The following is a 15,646-nucleotide window of genomic DNA, read 5'->3' on the forward strand; positions in this document are numbered from 1 at the left end:
CGCGCCGGGCTGCGTAGCGGCCCCAAAACCTGCAACATGATCATCACTGGAAAATGCGACGGTTTTAAGAGGGGCTGCTTCGCAGCCCGGCGCGGGGCAGGCCCGCTCACCACGGGTAATCAGCCGCTTACTTGAACCGCCGCTCCACGCCTTTCTCCACCAAAATCTTCGCTGAAATCTCTTCCACCGAGAAATGCGTGGAATTGATGTGCGCAATATTCTCGCGCCGGAACAGATTTTCCACCTCGCGCACTTCGAACTCGCACTGGGCATAGCTGGAATAGCGGCTGTTGGGCTTGCGTTCGTTGCGGATCGCCGTGAGGCGGTCCGGGTCGATGGTCAGGCCAAACAGCTTGTGCTGGTGCGCCCGCAGGGCAGCCGGCAGCGTCAGGTGCTCCATATCATCTTCGGTCAGCGGGTAGTTGGCCGCGCGGATGCCGAACTGCATGGCCATATACAGGCACGTCGGCGTCTTGCCACAGCGGGACACGCCCACCAGGATCAGATCGGCCTTGTCGTAATAATGCGTACGGGCGCCGTCGTCGTTGTCGAGGGCGAAGTTCACCGCCTCGATACGCTCCATATAGTTGGAGTTGTGCCCGATGGAGTGGGATTTTCCCACGGAATAGGAGGAGTGTTCGCTCAACTCCTGTTCCAGTGGCGCCAGGAACGTGGAGAAGATGTCGATCATGAAACCATTGGAGGTTGCGAGGATCTCACGAATATCCTGGTTGACGATGGTGTCGAAAATGATCGGGCGAAAGCCGTCTTTTTCAGCCGCCAGATTGATTTGTTGTACCATGGCCCGCGCTTTATCCACGCTGTCGATATAGGGCCGCGTGAATTTGGCGAAGGTAATGTTTTCGAACTGCGCGAGCAGGCTTTGACCCAATGTTTCGGCTGTAATGCCGGTGCCGTCGGAGATAAAGAAAGCAGATCGTTTCATTTGAGCCCTGGGCCTTAAGCTGATGGCGAATCTTGGATATGATAGGCGCGATTTTGCCGTCCCGCAGTGGGCCGCATTCTCACTTATTTTCCAGGTCCAGGCCACAAGCGCTGGCGATAGCTCCTACTGAGCAGCCGGCGTCCTGAGCTTTTCCAACACAGAAAGTGGAGAGATCACCTTGGTAGAGTACGTAGTTTCCCTCGATAAGCTCGGCGTCCATGATGTAGAGCATGTGGGGGGCAAGAACGCATCCCTCGGCGAGATGATCAGTAATCTTGCAGGCGCTGGCGTCTCGGTGCCCGGTGGTTTCGCCACCACGGCCCAGGCTTACCGCGATTTTCTCGAACTGAGCGGCCTCAATGCTCAGATCCACGCCGCCCTGGACGCCCTGGACGTCGATGACGTCAACGCCCTGGCCAAGACCGGCAGCCAGATCCGCCAGTGGATCATGGACGCCGAGTTTCCCGAGAAGCTCAACGAAGAAATCCGTACCGCCTTCGCCATCCTGTCGGCCGGCAACCCGGACATGGCTGTCGCTGTGCGCTCTTCGGCCACCGCCGAAGACTTGCCCGACGCCTCCTTTGCCGGCCAGCAGGAAACCTTCCTTAATATCCGTGGCGTGGAAAACGTGATCCGCGCGGCCAAGGAAGTATTTGCCTCCCTCTTTAACGACCGCGCCATTTCCTACCGTGTGCATCAAGGTTTCGACCATAAGCTGGTGGCCTTGTCTGCTGGCGTGCAGCGCATGGTGCGTTCGGAAACCGGCACCGCCGGTGTGATGTTCACCCTCGACACCGAGTCGGGCTTCCGTGACGTGGTATTCATCACTGGCGCCTACGGCCTGGGCGAAACCGTCGTACAAGGCGCGGTGAACCCGGACGAATTCTACGTCCACAAACACACGCTTGAAGCTGGCCGCCCGGCCATCCTGCGCCGCAACCTGGGCAGCAAGGCCATCAAGATGATCTACGGCGACGAGGCCAAGGCCGGTCGCTCGGTGAAAACCGTCGACGTCGACAAGGCCGAGCGCGCGCGCTTCTGCCTGAGCGATGCTGAAGTCACCGAACTGGCCAAACAAGCGATGATCATCGAGAAGCACTACAAGTGCCCGATGGACATCGAATGGGCCAAAGACGGCGACGACGGCAAGCTGTACATCGTGCAGGCGCGCCCGGAAACCGTGAAGAGCCGCACCTCGGCCAACGTCATGGAACGCTACCTGTTGAAAGAAACCGGCACCGTGCTGGTGGAAGGCCGTGCCATCGGCCAGCGCATCGGCGCGGGCAAGGTACGGATCATCAAGGACGTGTCCGAGATGGACAAGGTCCAGCCCGGCGACGTGCTGGTTTCCGACATGACCGACCCGGACTGGGAACCGGTCATGAAGCGCGCCAGCGCCATTGTCACCAACCGTGGCGGGCGTACCTGCCACGCGGCGATCATCGCCCGTGAGCTGGGGATTCCAGCAGTGGTCGGTTGCGGCAACGCCACCCAGCTGTTGAAAGACGGCCAGGGCGTGACCGTGTCGTGCGCCGAAGGCGATACCGGCTTCATCTTTGAAGGTGAGCTGGGCTTCGACATCAAGCAAAACTCGATCGACGCCATGCCCGACCTACCGTTCAAGATCATGATGAACGTCGGTAACCCGGACCGTGCCTTTGACTTCGCGCAGTTGCCGAACGCCGGTGTGGGCCTCGCCCGCCTGGAGTTCATCATCAACCGCATGATCGGCGTCCACCCCAAGGCCCTGTTGAACTACGACGGCCTGCCGCTGGACATCAAGGAAAGCGTCGACAAGCGCATCGCCGGCTACAACGACCCGGTGGGTTTCTACGTCGAGAAGCTGGTGGAAGGCATCAGCACCCTGGCGGCGGCGTTCTACCCGAAAAAGGTCATCGTGCGGCTGTCGGACTTCAAGTCCAACGAATACGCGAACCTGATCGGCGGCAAGCTCTACGAGCCGGAAGAAGAAAACCCGATGCTGGGCTTCCGTGGCGCCTCGCGTTATATCAGCGAAGCCTTCCGCGACTGCTTTGAGCTGGAATGCCGTGCCCTCAAGCGCGTGCGCAACGAGATGGGCCTGACCAACGTCGAAATCATGGTGCCGTTCGTGCGCACCCTGGGTGAGGCGAGCCAGGTTGTGGACCTGCTGGCTGAGAACGGCCTGTCCCGTGGCGAGAACGGCTTGCGCGTCATCATGATGTGCGAACTGCCGTCCAACGCCATCCTGGCCGAAGAATTCCTGGAATTCTTCGACGGTTTCTCCATCGGCTCCAACGACCTGACCCAGCTGACCCTGGGCCTGGACCGCGACTCGGGGATCATCGCCCACCTGTTCGACGAGCGAAATCCTGCGGTCAAGAAGCTGCTGGCCAATGCCATCCAGGCCTGCAACAAGGCCGGCAAGTACATTGGTATCTGCGGCCAAGGCCCTTCCGATCACCCGGACCTGGCCAAATGGCTGATGGAGCAGGGCATCGAAAGTGTCTCGCTGAACCCCGATTCCGTGTTGGAAACCTGGTTCTTCCTGGCTGAAGGCCAGGCGCCCGCTTAAGATCGTTACGTCAAAAGTGCCGGTCACTCGTTGAGGGTGACCGGCATTCTTATCTGTGCAGGGCGGAACTCCTTCCGGACGCCGCCCTTTTTTGTGCAAGAGCATTATGCAAAGCAGCAGCAACCTGTTTCCCGTCGCCTTGATCAGCGCTGAACGTCGTGGCGACCTGAGTGAAGATGTGTACCGCCTCAAACCCGGTAACAGTCCCGACGGCACCGTCGAGCTGGCCGTGACCCGTTTGGGCCTGGCTGATGTCCCGGAAAACCGGGGCACGCCGGTTATTTTGTTGCATGGCAGTTTTTCCAATCGGCGTTTCTGGTACTCACCCAAGGGCATCGGCCTGGGCGCGTACCTGGCACGCCAGGGGTTTGATGTATGGATCCCGGAAATGCGCGGCCATGGCCTGTCCAAGCGCAATCAGGGCTACAGCAGAAATCGCGTGGCGGACTACGCGCGCTACGATTTGCCCGCCATTGGCGCCTTTGTGCGTGAGCAAAGCGGGCAGGTTCCCCATTGGGTTGGCCACTCACTGGGCGCGACCACCCTGGCGGCGGCCCTTGGCGGCCAGCATTTGGGAGCGCCTGCGGTGGCTTCTGTGGCGCTGTTTGGCTGCCAGGTCAGTCGCACCCATTGGTCGCTGAAAATTCCGCCGGTGGAGTGGGGCAGTCGTTTTCTGCTCAAACGCTTCGCCCACGTATCTGGCCCACGGTTCAAGCGCGGCCCCGAGGACGAGCCGGCTGGCGTGATGATCGAAGCGATGCGCTGGAATGGGCTGTTTGGCCGCTTTGGCGACGCCGAGCGCGATTGGTGGAAAGGCTTGGCTGAAGTCGACGTGCCACTGCTGGCGGTCAGCGCGGCAGGTGACCATCAGGACCCGGACTGGGCGTGCCGCAAGCTGTTCGAGCAAGTCGGTTCCGAGCATCGCCAGTACCTGTGTCTGGGGCACCGACAGGGTTTTACCGGGGATTTCGGGCATGTGGAAATGTTGGTCAGCAAAGCTGCCCAGGTGGAAGTGTGGCCGTTGGTGGCGCAGTGGCTGAAAGATCCGCTGACACCTTTATACGGGGCACAATCGCAAGTGCCGGCAACGGATTGACCAAGCGCTCTGCCAAGGGCGTTTCACTCGTGTGTGGGTTGCGGCTAAGATATGACGCGTTAAACGCTTCTGGTCATATTCAGTCGCGCAGTGGCTATTGCGTTGCAGCGATGCGGGTGGGATGTTGCGCACCCATCGCCTGGCGCTTCTTTCGAAAGACACTTCTTTGACCCAAAGGAATTTTTCAATGAACCATTACGTGACCCCCGACCTGTGCGACGCCTACCCGGAGATGGTGCAGGTGCTTGAGCCAATGTTCAGTAATTTCGGTGGCCGAGACTCCTTCGGCGGCGAAATCGTCACCATCAAATGTTTCGAAGATAATTCCCTGGTCAAGGAGCAAGCCGACCAGCCGGGCGCCGGCAAAGTGCTGGTCGTCGATGGCGGTGGTTCCCTGCGTAGGGCGCTCCTCGGCGACATGATCGCCGAGAAAGCTGCAAAAAACGGCTGGGAAGGGCTGGTGATCTACGGCTGCATCCGCGATGTCGATGTGATTGCCCAGACTGATCTTGGGATTCAGGCCCTGGCCTCGCACCCGATGAAGACCGACAAACGCGGCATCGGTGACCTGAACGTGGCGGTGACTTTCGCGGGCGTGACTTTCCGTCCGGGTGAGTATGTGTACGCCGACAATAATGGCGTGATCGTCTCGCCAAGCCCGCTGAAAATGCCTGAATAAATCGCAATAGCCGACAGGGGTGAGGATGTTCGAGGAAGAAAACGCGCAATGGGGGCTGGTGCATGCCCTGGTGCTGGACGGTAAAGGCGGTGCGCGTTCGATTGCCCGGACAGAGCTCGACGACTTGCAGCTGCAGCCCCAGGAAAGCCTGTGGCTGCACTGGGATCGCAGCCATCCGCAAACCCAGACCTGGCTGCGCACAGCCAGCGGCTTGAGCGAGTTCGCCTGTGACCTGCTGCTGGAGGAAAACACCCGCCCGCGCCTGTTGCCGCTGCCGGACGCTGAATTACTGTTGTTCCTGCGGGGCGTGAACCTCAATCCGGGTGCGGAACCTGAAGACATGGTCTCGGTGCGCATCTTTGCTGCGGCCGATCGGGTGATTTCCCTGCGCCTGCGTCCGCTGCGCGCGACTGATGAATTGCTGGTGCAGTTGGCGGACGGCAACGGACCGAAAACCGCGTCTGAACTCATCCTTTATATGGCGCAGTACCTGACCAATAAAGTGCAGGACCTGGTCACCGACCTGTCTGAAATCGTCGATTCCGAAGAAGAAAAACTCGATGCCGACGAACGGTATACCCCGGAACACGGCAACGTCTTGCAGATCCGTCGTCGAGCGGCCGGGCTCAAGCGTTTTCTTGCGCCGCAACGGGATATTTTTGCGCAGATGACGCGCATCAAATTGCCGTGGTTCTGTGATGACGATGCTGACTACTGGAATGAATTGCACAACAGCCTGACTCGCTATCTGGAAGAGCTGGAATTGACCCGGGAGCGCGTGGGGCTGGTACTTGAGGCCGAAGACCGGCGCTTGAGCGTGCGCATGAATCGGACGATGTACCGCTTCGGGATCATCACCGGGATCTTCCTGCCGATGAGTTTTCTCACCGGTTTGCTGGGTATCAATGTGGGCGGCATTCCGTTCTCCGCCAGCCCATATGGATTCGTGATTGCCTGCCTGATGATGGTGGCTGTCGCGCTGGGACAATGGTGGCTATTTCGACGATTGCGCTGGGTTTGACCTGAATATGACCTGAACGTAGGAAGGGTCCTATGTGACCCCGAGAATTTTACCCTCGTCTTTTAAATCACTTGCGAGAGGTCTTTATGCACGATCCGTTCGAACAGTCTTTGCGTGACATGCTCAATGCTTCGCCGTCCAACCGTGACGACGATGCCTGCCTGGGCCGCGTGTTGAAAACCGCCAACCGTCAGGTTGGGGCGGGAGACCTGTTCGGCCTGCTCGGGCGTTGGGTGCCGGCGTTGATGATGGCCCTGAACAATGGTTCGGCCCACGTTTCACCGGTTTCCCGCCGTAAACCTCTTGCTCGCACTGCTGATAAGGCTGATTGAATATGGAACTTGATCTCTGGACCCAGAGCCTGGTCACCGCGATGACCGCATTGTGGACCAAGGTGGCAAATTTTATTCCCAACCTGTTTGGTGCCCTGGTTTTGGTGTTGCTGGGCTTTGTCGTGGCCAAGCTGCTCGACACCCTGCTGTCCAAATTACTCGCAAAATTGGGGCTTGACCGTTTGATGGCAGGCACTGGCCTGACCAAGCTGTTGGGCCGCGCAGGGCTGCAGGTACCGATCTCAACCCTGATCGGGAAGATCGTTTATTGGTTTGTTTTGCTTATTTTTCTGGTTTCTGCGGCTCAGTCCCTTGGACTTGAGCGAGTTTCAGCTACGCTCGACATGCTGGCACTGTATTTGCCGAAGGTTTTCGGCGGCGCGCTGGTGTTGCTGGTAGGTGTTTTACTCGCGCAACTGGCCAATGGGCTGGTGCGTGGGGCGGCTGAAGGCGTGGGTCTGGACTATGCTGCGGGCCTGGGGCGAATCGCCCAGGGGCTGGTAATCATCATCAGTATCTCGGTCGCGATCAGCCAGTTGGAGGTCAAAACTGACCTGCTCAACCATGTGATCGTGATTGTTTTGATTACCGTTGGTCTGGCCGTTGCGCTGGCCATGGGTTTGGGAAGCCGGGAAATTGCCGGTCAGATTCTTGCGGGAATCTATGTGCGTGAGCTGTATCAGGTTGGGCAAGAGATACGTGTGGGCGAGGTCGAAGGGCAAATCGAGGAGATCGGCACAGTCAAGACGACGGTGCTGACCGATGACGGTGACCTGGTGTCACTGTCCAACCGGATTCTCCTGGAACAGCAGGTCAGTAGCCGCTAACCCGGCAAACCCTGCTAATGTACGCCGCCGCAAACCCGGCTGACCGGGCTGTAGCGGACATTGACCTGACTGTCGGCACGACTTGTTTTGAATAAAGCCCAAACGCTGTCCACGCGCTATGACCCCCGTGAGCTCTCTGATGAGGAGTTGGTCGCGCGCTCGCACACGGAGCTGTTTCACGTAACACGCGCGTACGAAGAATTGATGCGCAGATATCAACGCACTCTGTTCAACGTTTGTTCAAGGTATTTAGGGAACGATAGAGATGCGGATGATGTCTGTCAGGAAGTGATGCTCAAGGTGCTGTACGGCCTGAAGAACTTCGAGGGCAAATCGAAGTTCAAGACATGGCTCTATAGCATCACGTACAACGAGTGCATCACGCAGTATCGTAAGGAACGGCGAAAGCGTCGCTTGATGGACGCTTTGAGTCTGGACCCTCTCGAGGAAGCGTCTGAAGAAAAGGCGCCGACCCCCGATGAGAAGGGCGGACTCGATCGCTGGTTGGTGCATGTGAATCCGATTGACCGCGAAATTCTGGTGCTACGTTTTGTCGCAGAGCTAGAGTTTCAGGAAATTGCTGACATCATGCACATGGGTTTGAGTGCTACAAAAATGCGTTACAAACGTGCTCTTGATAAATTACGTGAGAAATTTGCGGGCGAGACTGAAACTTAGTGCGTGGCAAATATCTCTTACGTGTAGGCAAGTTCTGTTAGACTTGTCGCCGAGTTGTCCCCCGGTATGTGGGACTGCTTTACAATCACCAGATGGGGATTTAACGGATGAAACTGAAAAACACCTTGGGCTTGGCCATTGGTACTCTTATTGCCGCTACTTCTTTCGGCGCACTGGCACAAGGCCAAGGCGCAGTTGAAGGCCAGCTGTTCTACAAGAAGCAGTACAACGATAGCGTTAAGCACATCGAAGACGGCTTCAACCCTGGCGCGAGCATCGGTTACTTCTTGACCGACGATGTGTCGATCAACCTGAACTACGACACCACCAACCACACCCGTTCGAACGACGGTACTGGCAGCCAGAAGATCAAAGGTGACACTGGCAGCGTAACTGCTCAGTACCACTTCGGTCAGGCTGGTGTTGACTCCCTGCGTCCATACGTAGAAGGTGGTTTCGGTCACCAGAGCCGCACCAACGTTGAAGCTGACGGCCACAGCGGTCGCGACCAGACTACTCTGGCAATCGCTGGCGCTGGCGTGAAGTACTACTTCACCAACAACCTGTTCGCTCGTGCTGGCGTTGAAGCTGACTACGGCATCGACAACGGCAAGTGGGACTACTCCGCTCTGGTTGGCCTGGGTGTGAACTTCGGCGGCAACGCCGGCGCAGTTGCTCCAGCTCCTACCCCAGCACCAGCTCCAGAGCCAACTCCAGAGCCAGAAGCTCCAGTTGCTCAGGTTGTTCGTGTTGAGCTGGACGTTAAGTTCGACTTCGACAAGTCCGTTGTTAAGCCTAACAGCTACGGCGACGTGAAAAACCTGGCCGACTTCATGAAGCAGTACCCACAGACCACCACCGTGGTTGAAGGTCACACTGACTCCGTAGGTCCAGACGCTTACAACCAGAAGCTGTCCCAGCGTCGTGCTGACGCGGTCAAGCAAGTTCTGGTCAAAGACGGTATCGCTCCTAACCGCGTTAGCTCGGTTGGTTACGGTAAATCCCGTCCAGTTGCTGACAACGCAACTGAAGCAGGCCGTGCTGTTAACCGTCGCGTAGAAGCCTCGGTTGAAGCTCAAGCTGCTCAGTAATTACTGAGTAGTCGAAAAAAGCCCGGCTTAGGCCGGGCTTTTTTTCGCCTGAAATTTGCCTCAGGCGCTGGCTGACGCTGCAATGCAGGTGGCCTGCGCAGTGGCGGCAACACTGCCGATCACCAGGATCGCCGGGCTTTTCAAGGCAAACGCCTGCCCGTCCACATGCATGTTCGCCAGATGGCTGCGGCATTCACGCTGCTGAGGCAGTGATGCGTTTTCGATCATGGCCACCGGCATGTTCGCCGCCATACCGCCGTCGAGCAATTGCTGGCGAATTTCCTCAAGCTTGGCCACGCCCATATAAACCACCAACGTCGTTCCGCCTTCTGCCAGCGCGCGCCAGTTCAGGCTGCTGTCGTCCTGGGTGTGCGCGGTCACCAGCGTCACACCCCGGCTGACACCGCGCAAAGTCAGCGGAATGCCGCAGTTCGTCGCCCCGGCCAGGCCAGCGGTGATCCCGTTGACCAACTCCACTGTCACGCCGCGTTCGCGCAGCCACGTCGCCTCTTCACCGCCCCGGCCGAAAACGCATGGGTCGCCGCCCTTGAGCCGCACCACGCATTTGCCTTGGCGGGCGTATCGCAGCATCAAGCGGTGGATAAAATCCTGTGGTGTTGAACGGCAGCCGCCGCGTTTGCCCACGGTGATCACCCGCGCTTGGGCGCAGTGTTCCAGCACGGCCGGGTTGACCAGATCATCGATCAGCACCACGTCAGCCTCGTGCAGTGCCCGCACCGCCTTGAGGGTCAACAGCTCCGGATCACCGGGCCCGGCGCCCACCAGCCAGACTTTTGCGCTCATGTTTTTCCCCTCACACATTGATAGCGATTGGCTGCGATGTGCTAGCCAAAAGACGTTTGATTTCCGGCACGCAGGAACCGCATTGCGTACCACAGCCGAGTGCCTGTTTGAGCCCATCCAGGCCCAGGCCACGGGCGATACCCGCGCACACGGCGTTTTCGCTGACGTTTTTGCAGGTGCACAGGACCTTGCTGCTGGCCGCCGCGCCACCCGGTGGCGCGCTTAACGGTGCCAACAGCCAGCGGCGCAGTTGATCGTCGGTGCGGCCTTCCAGCCACAGGCTTTGCAGCCAATGCCGTGCGAGGGTTTCGCCAGCCAGACGCAGTGCAGTAATACGACCTTTTTCGATTTTTACCCGCTTGCCAATCGAACGGCGCGGATCGTCATAGGCCATCACCGGGCCGTCGTTGAGCCCCAGCAATTCATCAATACGGGTCAGCAGTTGCAGGTCGGGTGCCTCGGTATGCGCCGCGCGCACCAGCAAAGCCGGCCGTTCACGCCCGGCGAGGCTCAGGCTGACGTAGGCAAACCCCTCACACAGGGGGCGGAGGGCTTCAAAGTGTTTCTGCACATTTCCTTCGATCAACGCAAACAGCTGCCACGGCAGTTGCACCGCTTCCAAACGTACGCCGCTGTGCTTGAGTTCCGGTTGTTTCGACAACGGATCGAACGCTGGCTGGGTGAGGGCATTGACGCCGCCCTTGAGAAAACGGTCGCCCCAGTGCATGGGCAGGAATGCCTGGCCTGGGCGCACGCTGTCATCACTGGTGACCGCGACAATCACGCTGCCACGACGGCTTTTCAGGTTGACCAGGTCGCCTTCCTTGAAGCGGTGACGGCGCAATTCATCCGGGTGCAGGCTCAATAATGCTTCGCTGACATGCCCGAACAATTGTGCGGCCGTACCGGTGCGGCTCATACCGTGCCATTGGTCGCGCAGGCGCCCGGTGATCAGGGTGAGCGGGAAGCGCGCGTCTCGCTGTTCCTTCGCGGCGCGGTAAGGGTCGGCAATAAAGTGCGCACGGCCGCTGGCGGTTGGGAAGATGCCATCGGTGTACAGGCGCGCCGTGCCAGACTGCGCCCCCACAGGAAATGGCCATTGCTGCGGGCCGATCTGGTCCAGCAGCGCATGGCTGATGCCCGACAGGTCGAGGTCACGGCCACGGGTGAGGACCTTGTATTCATCAAAGATCTGCGCAGGTTGCTCAAACGCGAACAAGCTGGCCCGGCCCGGGCGCAAGCGTCGCTCCAGGCGCTGGGCGAAATCCACGGTAATCGCCCAGTCCGGCCGTGCTTCTCCCGGTGGGGCAATGGCGCGGCGCACGTGGGAAATCCGCCGTTCGGAGTTAGTCACGGTGCCTTCTTTCTCGCCCCAACTGGCGGCGGGCAACAGGAGGTCGGCATAGGCAGCGGTTTCGGTGGTGCGAAATGCCTCCTGCAATACCACGAAAGGGCAGGCTGCCAACGCCGCGCGCACGCTGTTCTGGTCCGGCAACGATTGCGCGGGGTTGGTACAGGCGATCCACAACGCCTTGATCTTGCCCGCTTGCACCTGCTCGAACAGCTCGATAGCCGTCAGACCGGCAGGCGCAGGCAACGCGTCGACACCCCAATAGTCGGCGACTTCCGCCCGATGTTCAGGGTTGCCAGCCTCGCGGTGGCCCGGCAGCAGGTTCGATAAACTGCCGGTTTCGCGTCCGCCCATGGCATTTGGCTGGCCGGTCAGGGAGAAAGGCCCGCAACCTGCTCGGCCAATCGTACCGGTCGCCAGGTGCAGGTTGATCAGCGCGCTGTTTTTTGCGCTGCCGGCCGTGGACTGGTTCAACCCCATGCACCACAACGACAGAAAGCTGCTGGAGTTTCCGACCCATTCGGCACACATTCGCAGTTGTTCGACGCTGATCCCGCACAGTTGCGTGACCATCTGCGGCGTGTAGTCATGCACCAGCCGCTTCAACTCGGCCAACCCTTCGGTATGCGCCTTGATAAAGTCGCGGTCGATCCAGTCTTCCCACAGCAACACGTGCAAAATCCCATGGAACAGCGCCACATCCGTGCCCGGCAAGAGGGCCAAATGCAGGTCCGCCAAGTCGCAGGTGTCGGTACGCCGTGGGTCAATCACCACGACTTTCATCTGCGGGCGCCGCGCCTTGGCTTCCTCCAAACGTCGGAACAATACCGGGTGGGCGTAGGCCATATTGCTGCCGACGATCATCACGCAGTCACTGGCTTCCAGGTCTTCATAGCTGCACGGTGGTGCATCGGCGCCCAGGCTGCGTTTGTAGCCGACCACTGCCGAGGACATGCATAGCCGCGAGTTGCTATCGATATTGTTGGTGCCGACCAACGCCCGCGCCAGTTTGTTGAAGCTGTAGTAGTCCTCGGTCAGCAGTTGCCCGGAGATGTAGAACGCCACGCTGTCCGGCCCGTGTTCGGCGATGGTGTCGGCGAACACGTTGGCTGCGTGCTCCAGGGCGGTGGCCCAGTCGGTGCGCGCGCGCGCGAGGTCTTTGCCCAGGCGCAGTTCCGGGTACAGGGCGCGGGCGCTCAAGTCGCCGGTCAGGTGTAGGCTGGACCCCTTGCTGCACAGTTTGCCGAAATTCGCCGGGTGGCTCGGGTCGCCTTGTACGCCCAGGATTTGCGCGCCGTCATGCTCGATCAGCACGCCGCAACCCACCCCGCAATAACAGCAGGTGGACGCGGTGGTCTGGCGGTTCATCAACCGGCGTCCCGCAGCGCCAGCATCACCCGACCGTTTTCCACGCGGGCGAGGTGGTGATGGGCACAGCCGATATCCGGCGCCTGTGCTTCGCCGGAGGCCAGGTCGATCTGCCAGTTGTGCAGCGGGCAAGCCACGCGTTTGCCGTAGATCAAGCCTTGGGACAGCGGGCCGCCCTTGTGCGGGCAGCGGTCGTCGAGGGCGAAAACCTCATCGTCACTGGTACGAAAAATCGCGATATCGCCTTTGGGCCCATTGATGATGCGTGAGCCCAGCGCGTTGATTTCATCGAGTGCGCAGATATCCAGCCAGTTCATGCCGGCACCTCCAGCTGTTTGACGGGGATAACATCAAATTCCTTCTTCAGCAGCGGCTGCTCAAGGCGCTCTTTCCACGGGTCTTGTTCGAACGACAGCGAGAACTGCAGGCGCTCATTCAGGGCCTGACGCCGGGCCGGGTCTTCCAGCACGGCTTTCTTGATGTGCTCCATGCCCACCCGCTGCAGGTAGTGCACGGTGCGCTCCAGGTAGAAGGCTTCTTCGCGGTAGAGCTGCAGGAAGGCGCCGTTGTATTCGCGCACTTCTTCGGCCGTTTTGAGCTTGACGAAGAACTCCGCGACCTCGGTCTTGATCCCGCCGTTGCCGCCGATGTACATCTCCCAGCCGGAGTCGACGCCGATAATTCCCACGTCCTTGATTCCCGCTTCCGAGCAATTGCGTGGGCAACCGGACACCGCCAGTTTCACCTTGTGCGGCGACCACATGTTGAACAGGTCATGCTCCAGCTCGATGCCCAGTTGCGTGGAGTTCTGTGTGCCGAAGCGGCAGAACTCACTGCCCACGCAGGTCTTCACGGTACGGATGGATTTGCCGTAGGCATGCCCGGACGGCATATCGAGGTCCTTCCACACGCCGGGCAGGTCCTGTTTTTTGATGCCCAGCAAGTCGATGCGTTGGCCGCCGGTGACCTTGACCATCGGCACGTTGTACTTGTCGGCCACATCGGCGATGCGCCGCAGCTCCGACGGATTGGTCACACCGCCCCACATCCGCGGGACTACGGAGTAGGTGCCGTCTTTCTGAATATTGGCGTGGGCGCGTTCGTTGATCAGGCGCGATTGCGGGTCGTCCTTGGCTTCGCCCGGCCAGGTGGAAATCAGGTAGTAGTTCAAGGCTGGGCGGCAGGTCGCGCAGCCGTTGGGCGTGCGCCAGTTCAGGTAGCTCAGGGTGCCGGCGATGGTCAGCAGGTGCTGGTCGCGGATGGCCTGGCGGATCTGCCCGTGGTTGAGGTCGCTGCAGCCGCAGATGGCTTTTTCGCTTTTTGGTTTGACGTCGGCGGCGCCGCCCACGGTGTTGATCAGGATCTGCTCCACCAGCCCGGCGCAGGAACCGCAGGAGCTGGCGGCCTTGGTGTGCTTTTTCACGTCGTCAACGCTGAACAGCCCGTGTTCCTGGATCGCCTTGACGATGGTGCCCTTGCACACGCCGTTGCAGCCGCAAACTTCGGCGTTGTCAGCCATGCTCATGGCTTTGTCCTGGCCTTGATGGCCTACATCACCCAAGGCGTTTTCGCCGAACATCAGGTGATCGCGGATCTCGCCAATGGCATGGTTCTCACGGATCTGGCGGAAATACCAACCGCCGTCAGCGGTATCGCCGTACAGGCAGGCGCCGACCAGGATGTCGTCCTTGATCACCAGCTTTTTGTACACGCCGCCGATCGGGTCGGAGAGGGTGATGGTCTCGGTGCCTTCGCCGCCCATGAAGTCGCCGGCGGAGAACAGGTCAATGCCGGTGACTTTCAACTTGGTCGAGGTGACCGAGCCTTTATAGGTGGCAAACCCCAATTGGGCGAGGTGGTTGGCGCAGACCTTGGCCTGTTCAAACAGCGGCGCCACCAGGCCGTAGGCAATCCCGCGGTGGCTGGCGCATTCGCCGATGGCGTAGATGCGCGGGTCGTAGGTTTGCAGAGTGTCGTTGACCAGAATCCCACGGTTGCAGGGGATGCCGGACTTTTCCGCGAGTTCGGTGTTGGGGCGGATGCCGGCGGCCATCACCACCAGGTCGGCGGGGATAATGTCGCCGTTCTTGAATTGCACTGAGCCGACTCGCCCATTGCCGGCGTCGTGCAGCGCCTGGGTTTGTTCGCGCAGGCGGAACACCAGGCCACGGTTTTCCAGTTCGGTTTGCAGCAACTGGCCGCTGGTTTTGTCCAGTTGCCGCTCCAGCAGCCATTCGCCGATGTGCACCACGGTCACGTGCATGCCGCGCAGCATCAGGCCGTTGGCGGCTTCCAGGCCAAGCAGGCCGCCACCGATCACCACGGCGTGTTTGTGCGTCTTGGCGGTGTCGATCATTGCCTGGGTGTCGGCGATGTCGCGGTAGCCGATCACACCCTGCAACGTATTGCCGGGAATCGGCAGGATAAACGGCGTGGAACCGGTGGCGATCAACAGGCGATCGTAATCGGCCCCGGTGCCGTCTTCGGCAATGACGATGCGTTTGACGCGGTCGATCTGCACCACTTTGCGGTTGAGCAGCAGCTTGATGTGGTTATCCAGGTACCAGTCGAGGTCGTTGAGCACAATTTCTTCGAAGGTCTGTTCGCCGGCCAGTACCGGCGACAGCAGGATGCGGTTGTAGTTGGTGTGCGGCTCGGCGCCGAACACGGTGATGTCGTACAGGTCGCTGCTCAGTTTGAGCAATTCTTCAAGGGTGCGAACCCCGGCCATGCCGTTGCCGATCATCACCAATTTGAGTTTTTTCATGTCGTTCTCCGCAATGGCTCGACAAATCACGCGCAAACAAAAAAAGGCGTCCCCGCTAGTGATCTAGCGAGGACGCCTTTGTCCTGGTCCCGTTCTCTCGGGAAGCGCGACCCTTCGACGTTGAAGGGGCGG

The 15,646-nt window shown here is 59.7% G+C and carries 13 protein-coding genes; 8 read left to right on the top strand and 5 right to left on the bottom strand.

Annotation, left to right across the window (positions count from 1 at the left end; all coding sequences use genetic code 11):
• Window positions 1–127: 127 nt before the first annotated feature.
• Window positions 128–946, bottom strand: coding sequence for a posphoenolpyruvate synthetase regulatory kinase/phosphorylase PpsR (gene ppsR, locus WBB95_RS09790; protein WP_058412273.1), 819 nt, complete (start codon window positions 944–946; stop codon window positions 128–130).
• 178 nt (window positions 947–1,124) lie between these two features.
• Between ppsR and ppsA the strand changes: the two genes are divergently transcribed.
• From ppsA to WBB95_RS09830, 8 genes are all read left to right on the top strand, one after another.
• Entirely contained in the window at window positions 1,125–3,500 is a 2,376-nt protein-coding gene (ppsA, locus tag WBB95_RS09795; protein WP_424487403.1) for a phosphoenolpyruvate synthase, read from the top strand.
• A 106-nt stretch (window positions 3,501–3,606) separates the two neighbouring features.
• Window positions 3,607–4,596, top strand: coding sequence for an alpha/beta fold hydrolase (locus WBB95_RS09800; RefSeq protein WP_424487404.1), 990 nt, complete (start codon window positions 3,607–3,609; stop codon window positions 4,594–4,596).
• A 187-nt stretch (window positions 4,597–4,783) separates the two neighbouring features.
• Window positions 4,784–5,275: a ribonuclease E activity regulator RraA gene (gene rraA / locus WBB95_RS09805; protein WP_424487405.1), complete on the top strand. Its 492-nt coding sequence runs from the start codon at window positions 4,784–4,786 to the stop codon at window positions 5,273–5,275.
• A 25-nt stretch (window positions 5,276–5,300) separates the two neighbouring features.
• Window positions 5,301–6,296: a zinc transporter ZntB gene (locus WBB95_RS09810; protein WP_424487406.1), complete on the top strand. Its 996-nt coding sequence runs from the start codon at window positions 5,301–5,303 to the stop codon at window positions 6,294–6,296.
• Between the two features lie 86 nt (window positions 6,297–6,382).
• Window positions 6,383–6,628 carry a hypothetical protein gene (locus WBB95_RS09815; protein WP_025854229.1) on the top strand — a complete coding sequence of 82 codons (246 nt, stop codon included), beginning with the start codon at window positions 6,383–6,385 and terminating at the stop codon, window positions 6,626–6,628.
• Between the two features lie 2 nt (window positions 6,629–6,630).
• Complete coding sequence (locus tag WBB95_RS09820; RefSeq protein WP_424487407.1) at window positions 6,631–7,455, top strand: mechanosensitive ion channel family protein; 825 nt, start codon at window positions 6,631–6,633, stop codon at window positions 7,453–7,455.
• 87 nt (window positions 7,456–7,542) lie between these two features.
• Window positions 7,543–8,133 (top strand): RNA polymerase sigma factor SigX, encoded by a 591-nt coding sequence (gene sigX / locus WBB95_RS09825; RefSeq protein ID WP_424487408.1) that lies wholly within the window; start codon window positions 7,543–7,545, stop codon window positions 8,131–8,133.
• Window positions 8,134–8,240: 107 nt separating this feature from the next.
• Window positions 8,241–9,224, top strand: coding sequence for an OmpA family protein (locus WBB95_RS09830; RefSeq protein ID WP_424487409.1), 984 nt, complete (start codon window positions 8,241–8,243; stop codon window positions 9,222–9,224).
• A gap of 60 nt (window positions 9,225–9,284) precedes the next feature.
• Here WBB95_RS09830 and cobA read toward each other — a convergent pair whose 3' ends face one another.
• The 4 genes from cobA to nirB are packed head-to-tail and all read right to left on the bottom strand — an operon-like array spanning window position 9,285 to window position 15,514.
• Entirely contained in the window at window positions 9,285–10,028 is a 744-nt protein-coding gene (cobA, locus tag WBB95_RS09835) for a uroporphyrinogen-III C-methyltransferase (RefSeq protein ID WP_424487410.1), read from the bottom strand.
• A gap of 10 nt (window positions 10,029–10,038) precedes the next feature.
• Complete coding sequence (locus WBB95_RS09840; protein WP_424487411.1) at window positions 10,039–12,747, bottom strand: molybdopterin-dependent oxidoreductase; 2,709 nt, start codon at window positions 12,745–12,747, stop codon at window positions 10,039–10,041.
• Window positions 12,747–13,064, bottom strand: coding sequence for a nitrite reductase small subunit NirD (gene nirD, locus WBB95_RS09845; RefSeq protein WP_424487412.1), 318 nt, complete (start codon window positions 13,062–13,064; stop codon window positions 12,747–12,749). Before nirD ends, WBB95_RS09840 begins: the two co-directional genes overlap by 1 nt.
• Window positions 13,061–15,514 (bottom strand): nitrite reductase large subunit NirB, encoded by a 2,454-nt coding sequence (nirB, locus tag WBB95_RS09850; protein ID WP_424487413.1) that lies wholly within the window; start codon window positions 15,512–15,514, stop codon window positions 13,061–13,063. Before nirB ends, nirD begins: the two co-directional genes overlap by 4 nt.
• Window positions 15,515–15,646 lie beyond the last annotated feature (132 nt).

The sequence above is a fragment of the Pseudomonas sp. genome (assembly GCF_049645325.1).
GTDB lineage: Bacteria > Pseudomonadota > Gammaproteobacteria > Pseudomonadales > Pseudomonadaceae > Aquipseudomonas.

Coding starts and splice junctions, on each gene's coding strand:
- WBB95_RS09840 (WP_424487411.1), bottom strand. CDS start 12,747: ATGAACCGCCAGACCACCGCGTCCACCTGCTGTTATTGCGGGGTGGGT.
- WBB95_RS09815 (WP_025854229.1), top strand. CDS start 6,383: ATGCACGATCCGTTCGAACAGTCTTTGCGTGACATGCTCAATGCTTCG.
- WBB95_RS09810 (WP_424487406.1), top strand. CDS start 5,301: ATGTTCGAGGAAGAAAACGCGCAATGGGGGCTGGTGCATGCCCTGGTG.
- cobA (WP_424487410.1), bottom strand. CDS start 10,028: ATGAGCGCAAAAGTCTGGCTGGTGGGCGCCGGGCCCGGTGATCCGGAG.
- nirB (WP_424487413.1), bottom strand. CDS start 15,514: ATGAAAAAACTCAAATTGGTGATGATCGGCAACGGCATGGCCGGGGTT.
- rraA (WP_424487405.1), top strand. CDS start 4,784: ATGAACCATTACGTGACCCCCGACCTGTGCGACGCCTACCCGGAGATG.
- ppsR (WP_058412273.1), bottom strand. CDS start 946: ATGAAACGATCTGCTTTCTTTATCTCCGACGGCACCGGCATTACAGCC.
- WBB95_RS09820 (WP_424487407.1), top strand. CDS start 6,631: ATGGAACTTGATCTCTGGACCCAGAGCCTGGTCACCGCGATGACCGCA.
- nirD (WP_424487412.1), bottom strand. CDS start 13,064: ATGAACTGGCTGGATATCTGCGCACTCGATGAAATCAACGCGCTGGGC.
- WBB95_RS09830 (WP_424487409.1), top strand. CDS start 8,241: ATGAAACTGAAAAACACCTTGGGCTTGGCCATTGGTACTCTTATTGCC.
- WBB95_RS09800 (WP_424487404.1), top strand. CDS start 3,607: ATGCAAAGCAGCAGCAACCTGTTTCCCGTCGCCTTGATCAGCGCTGAA.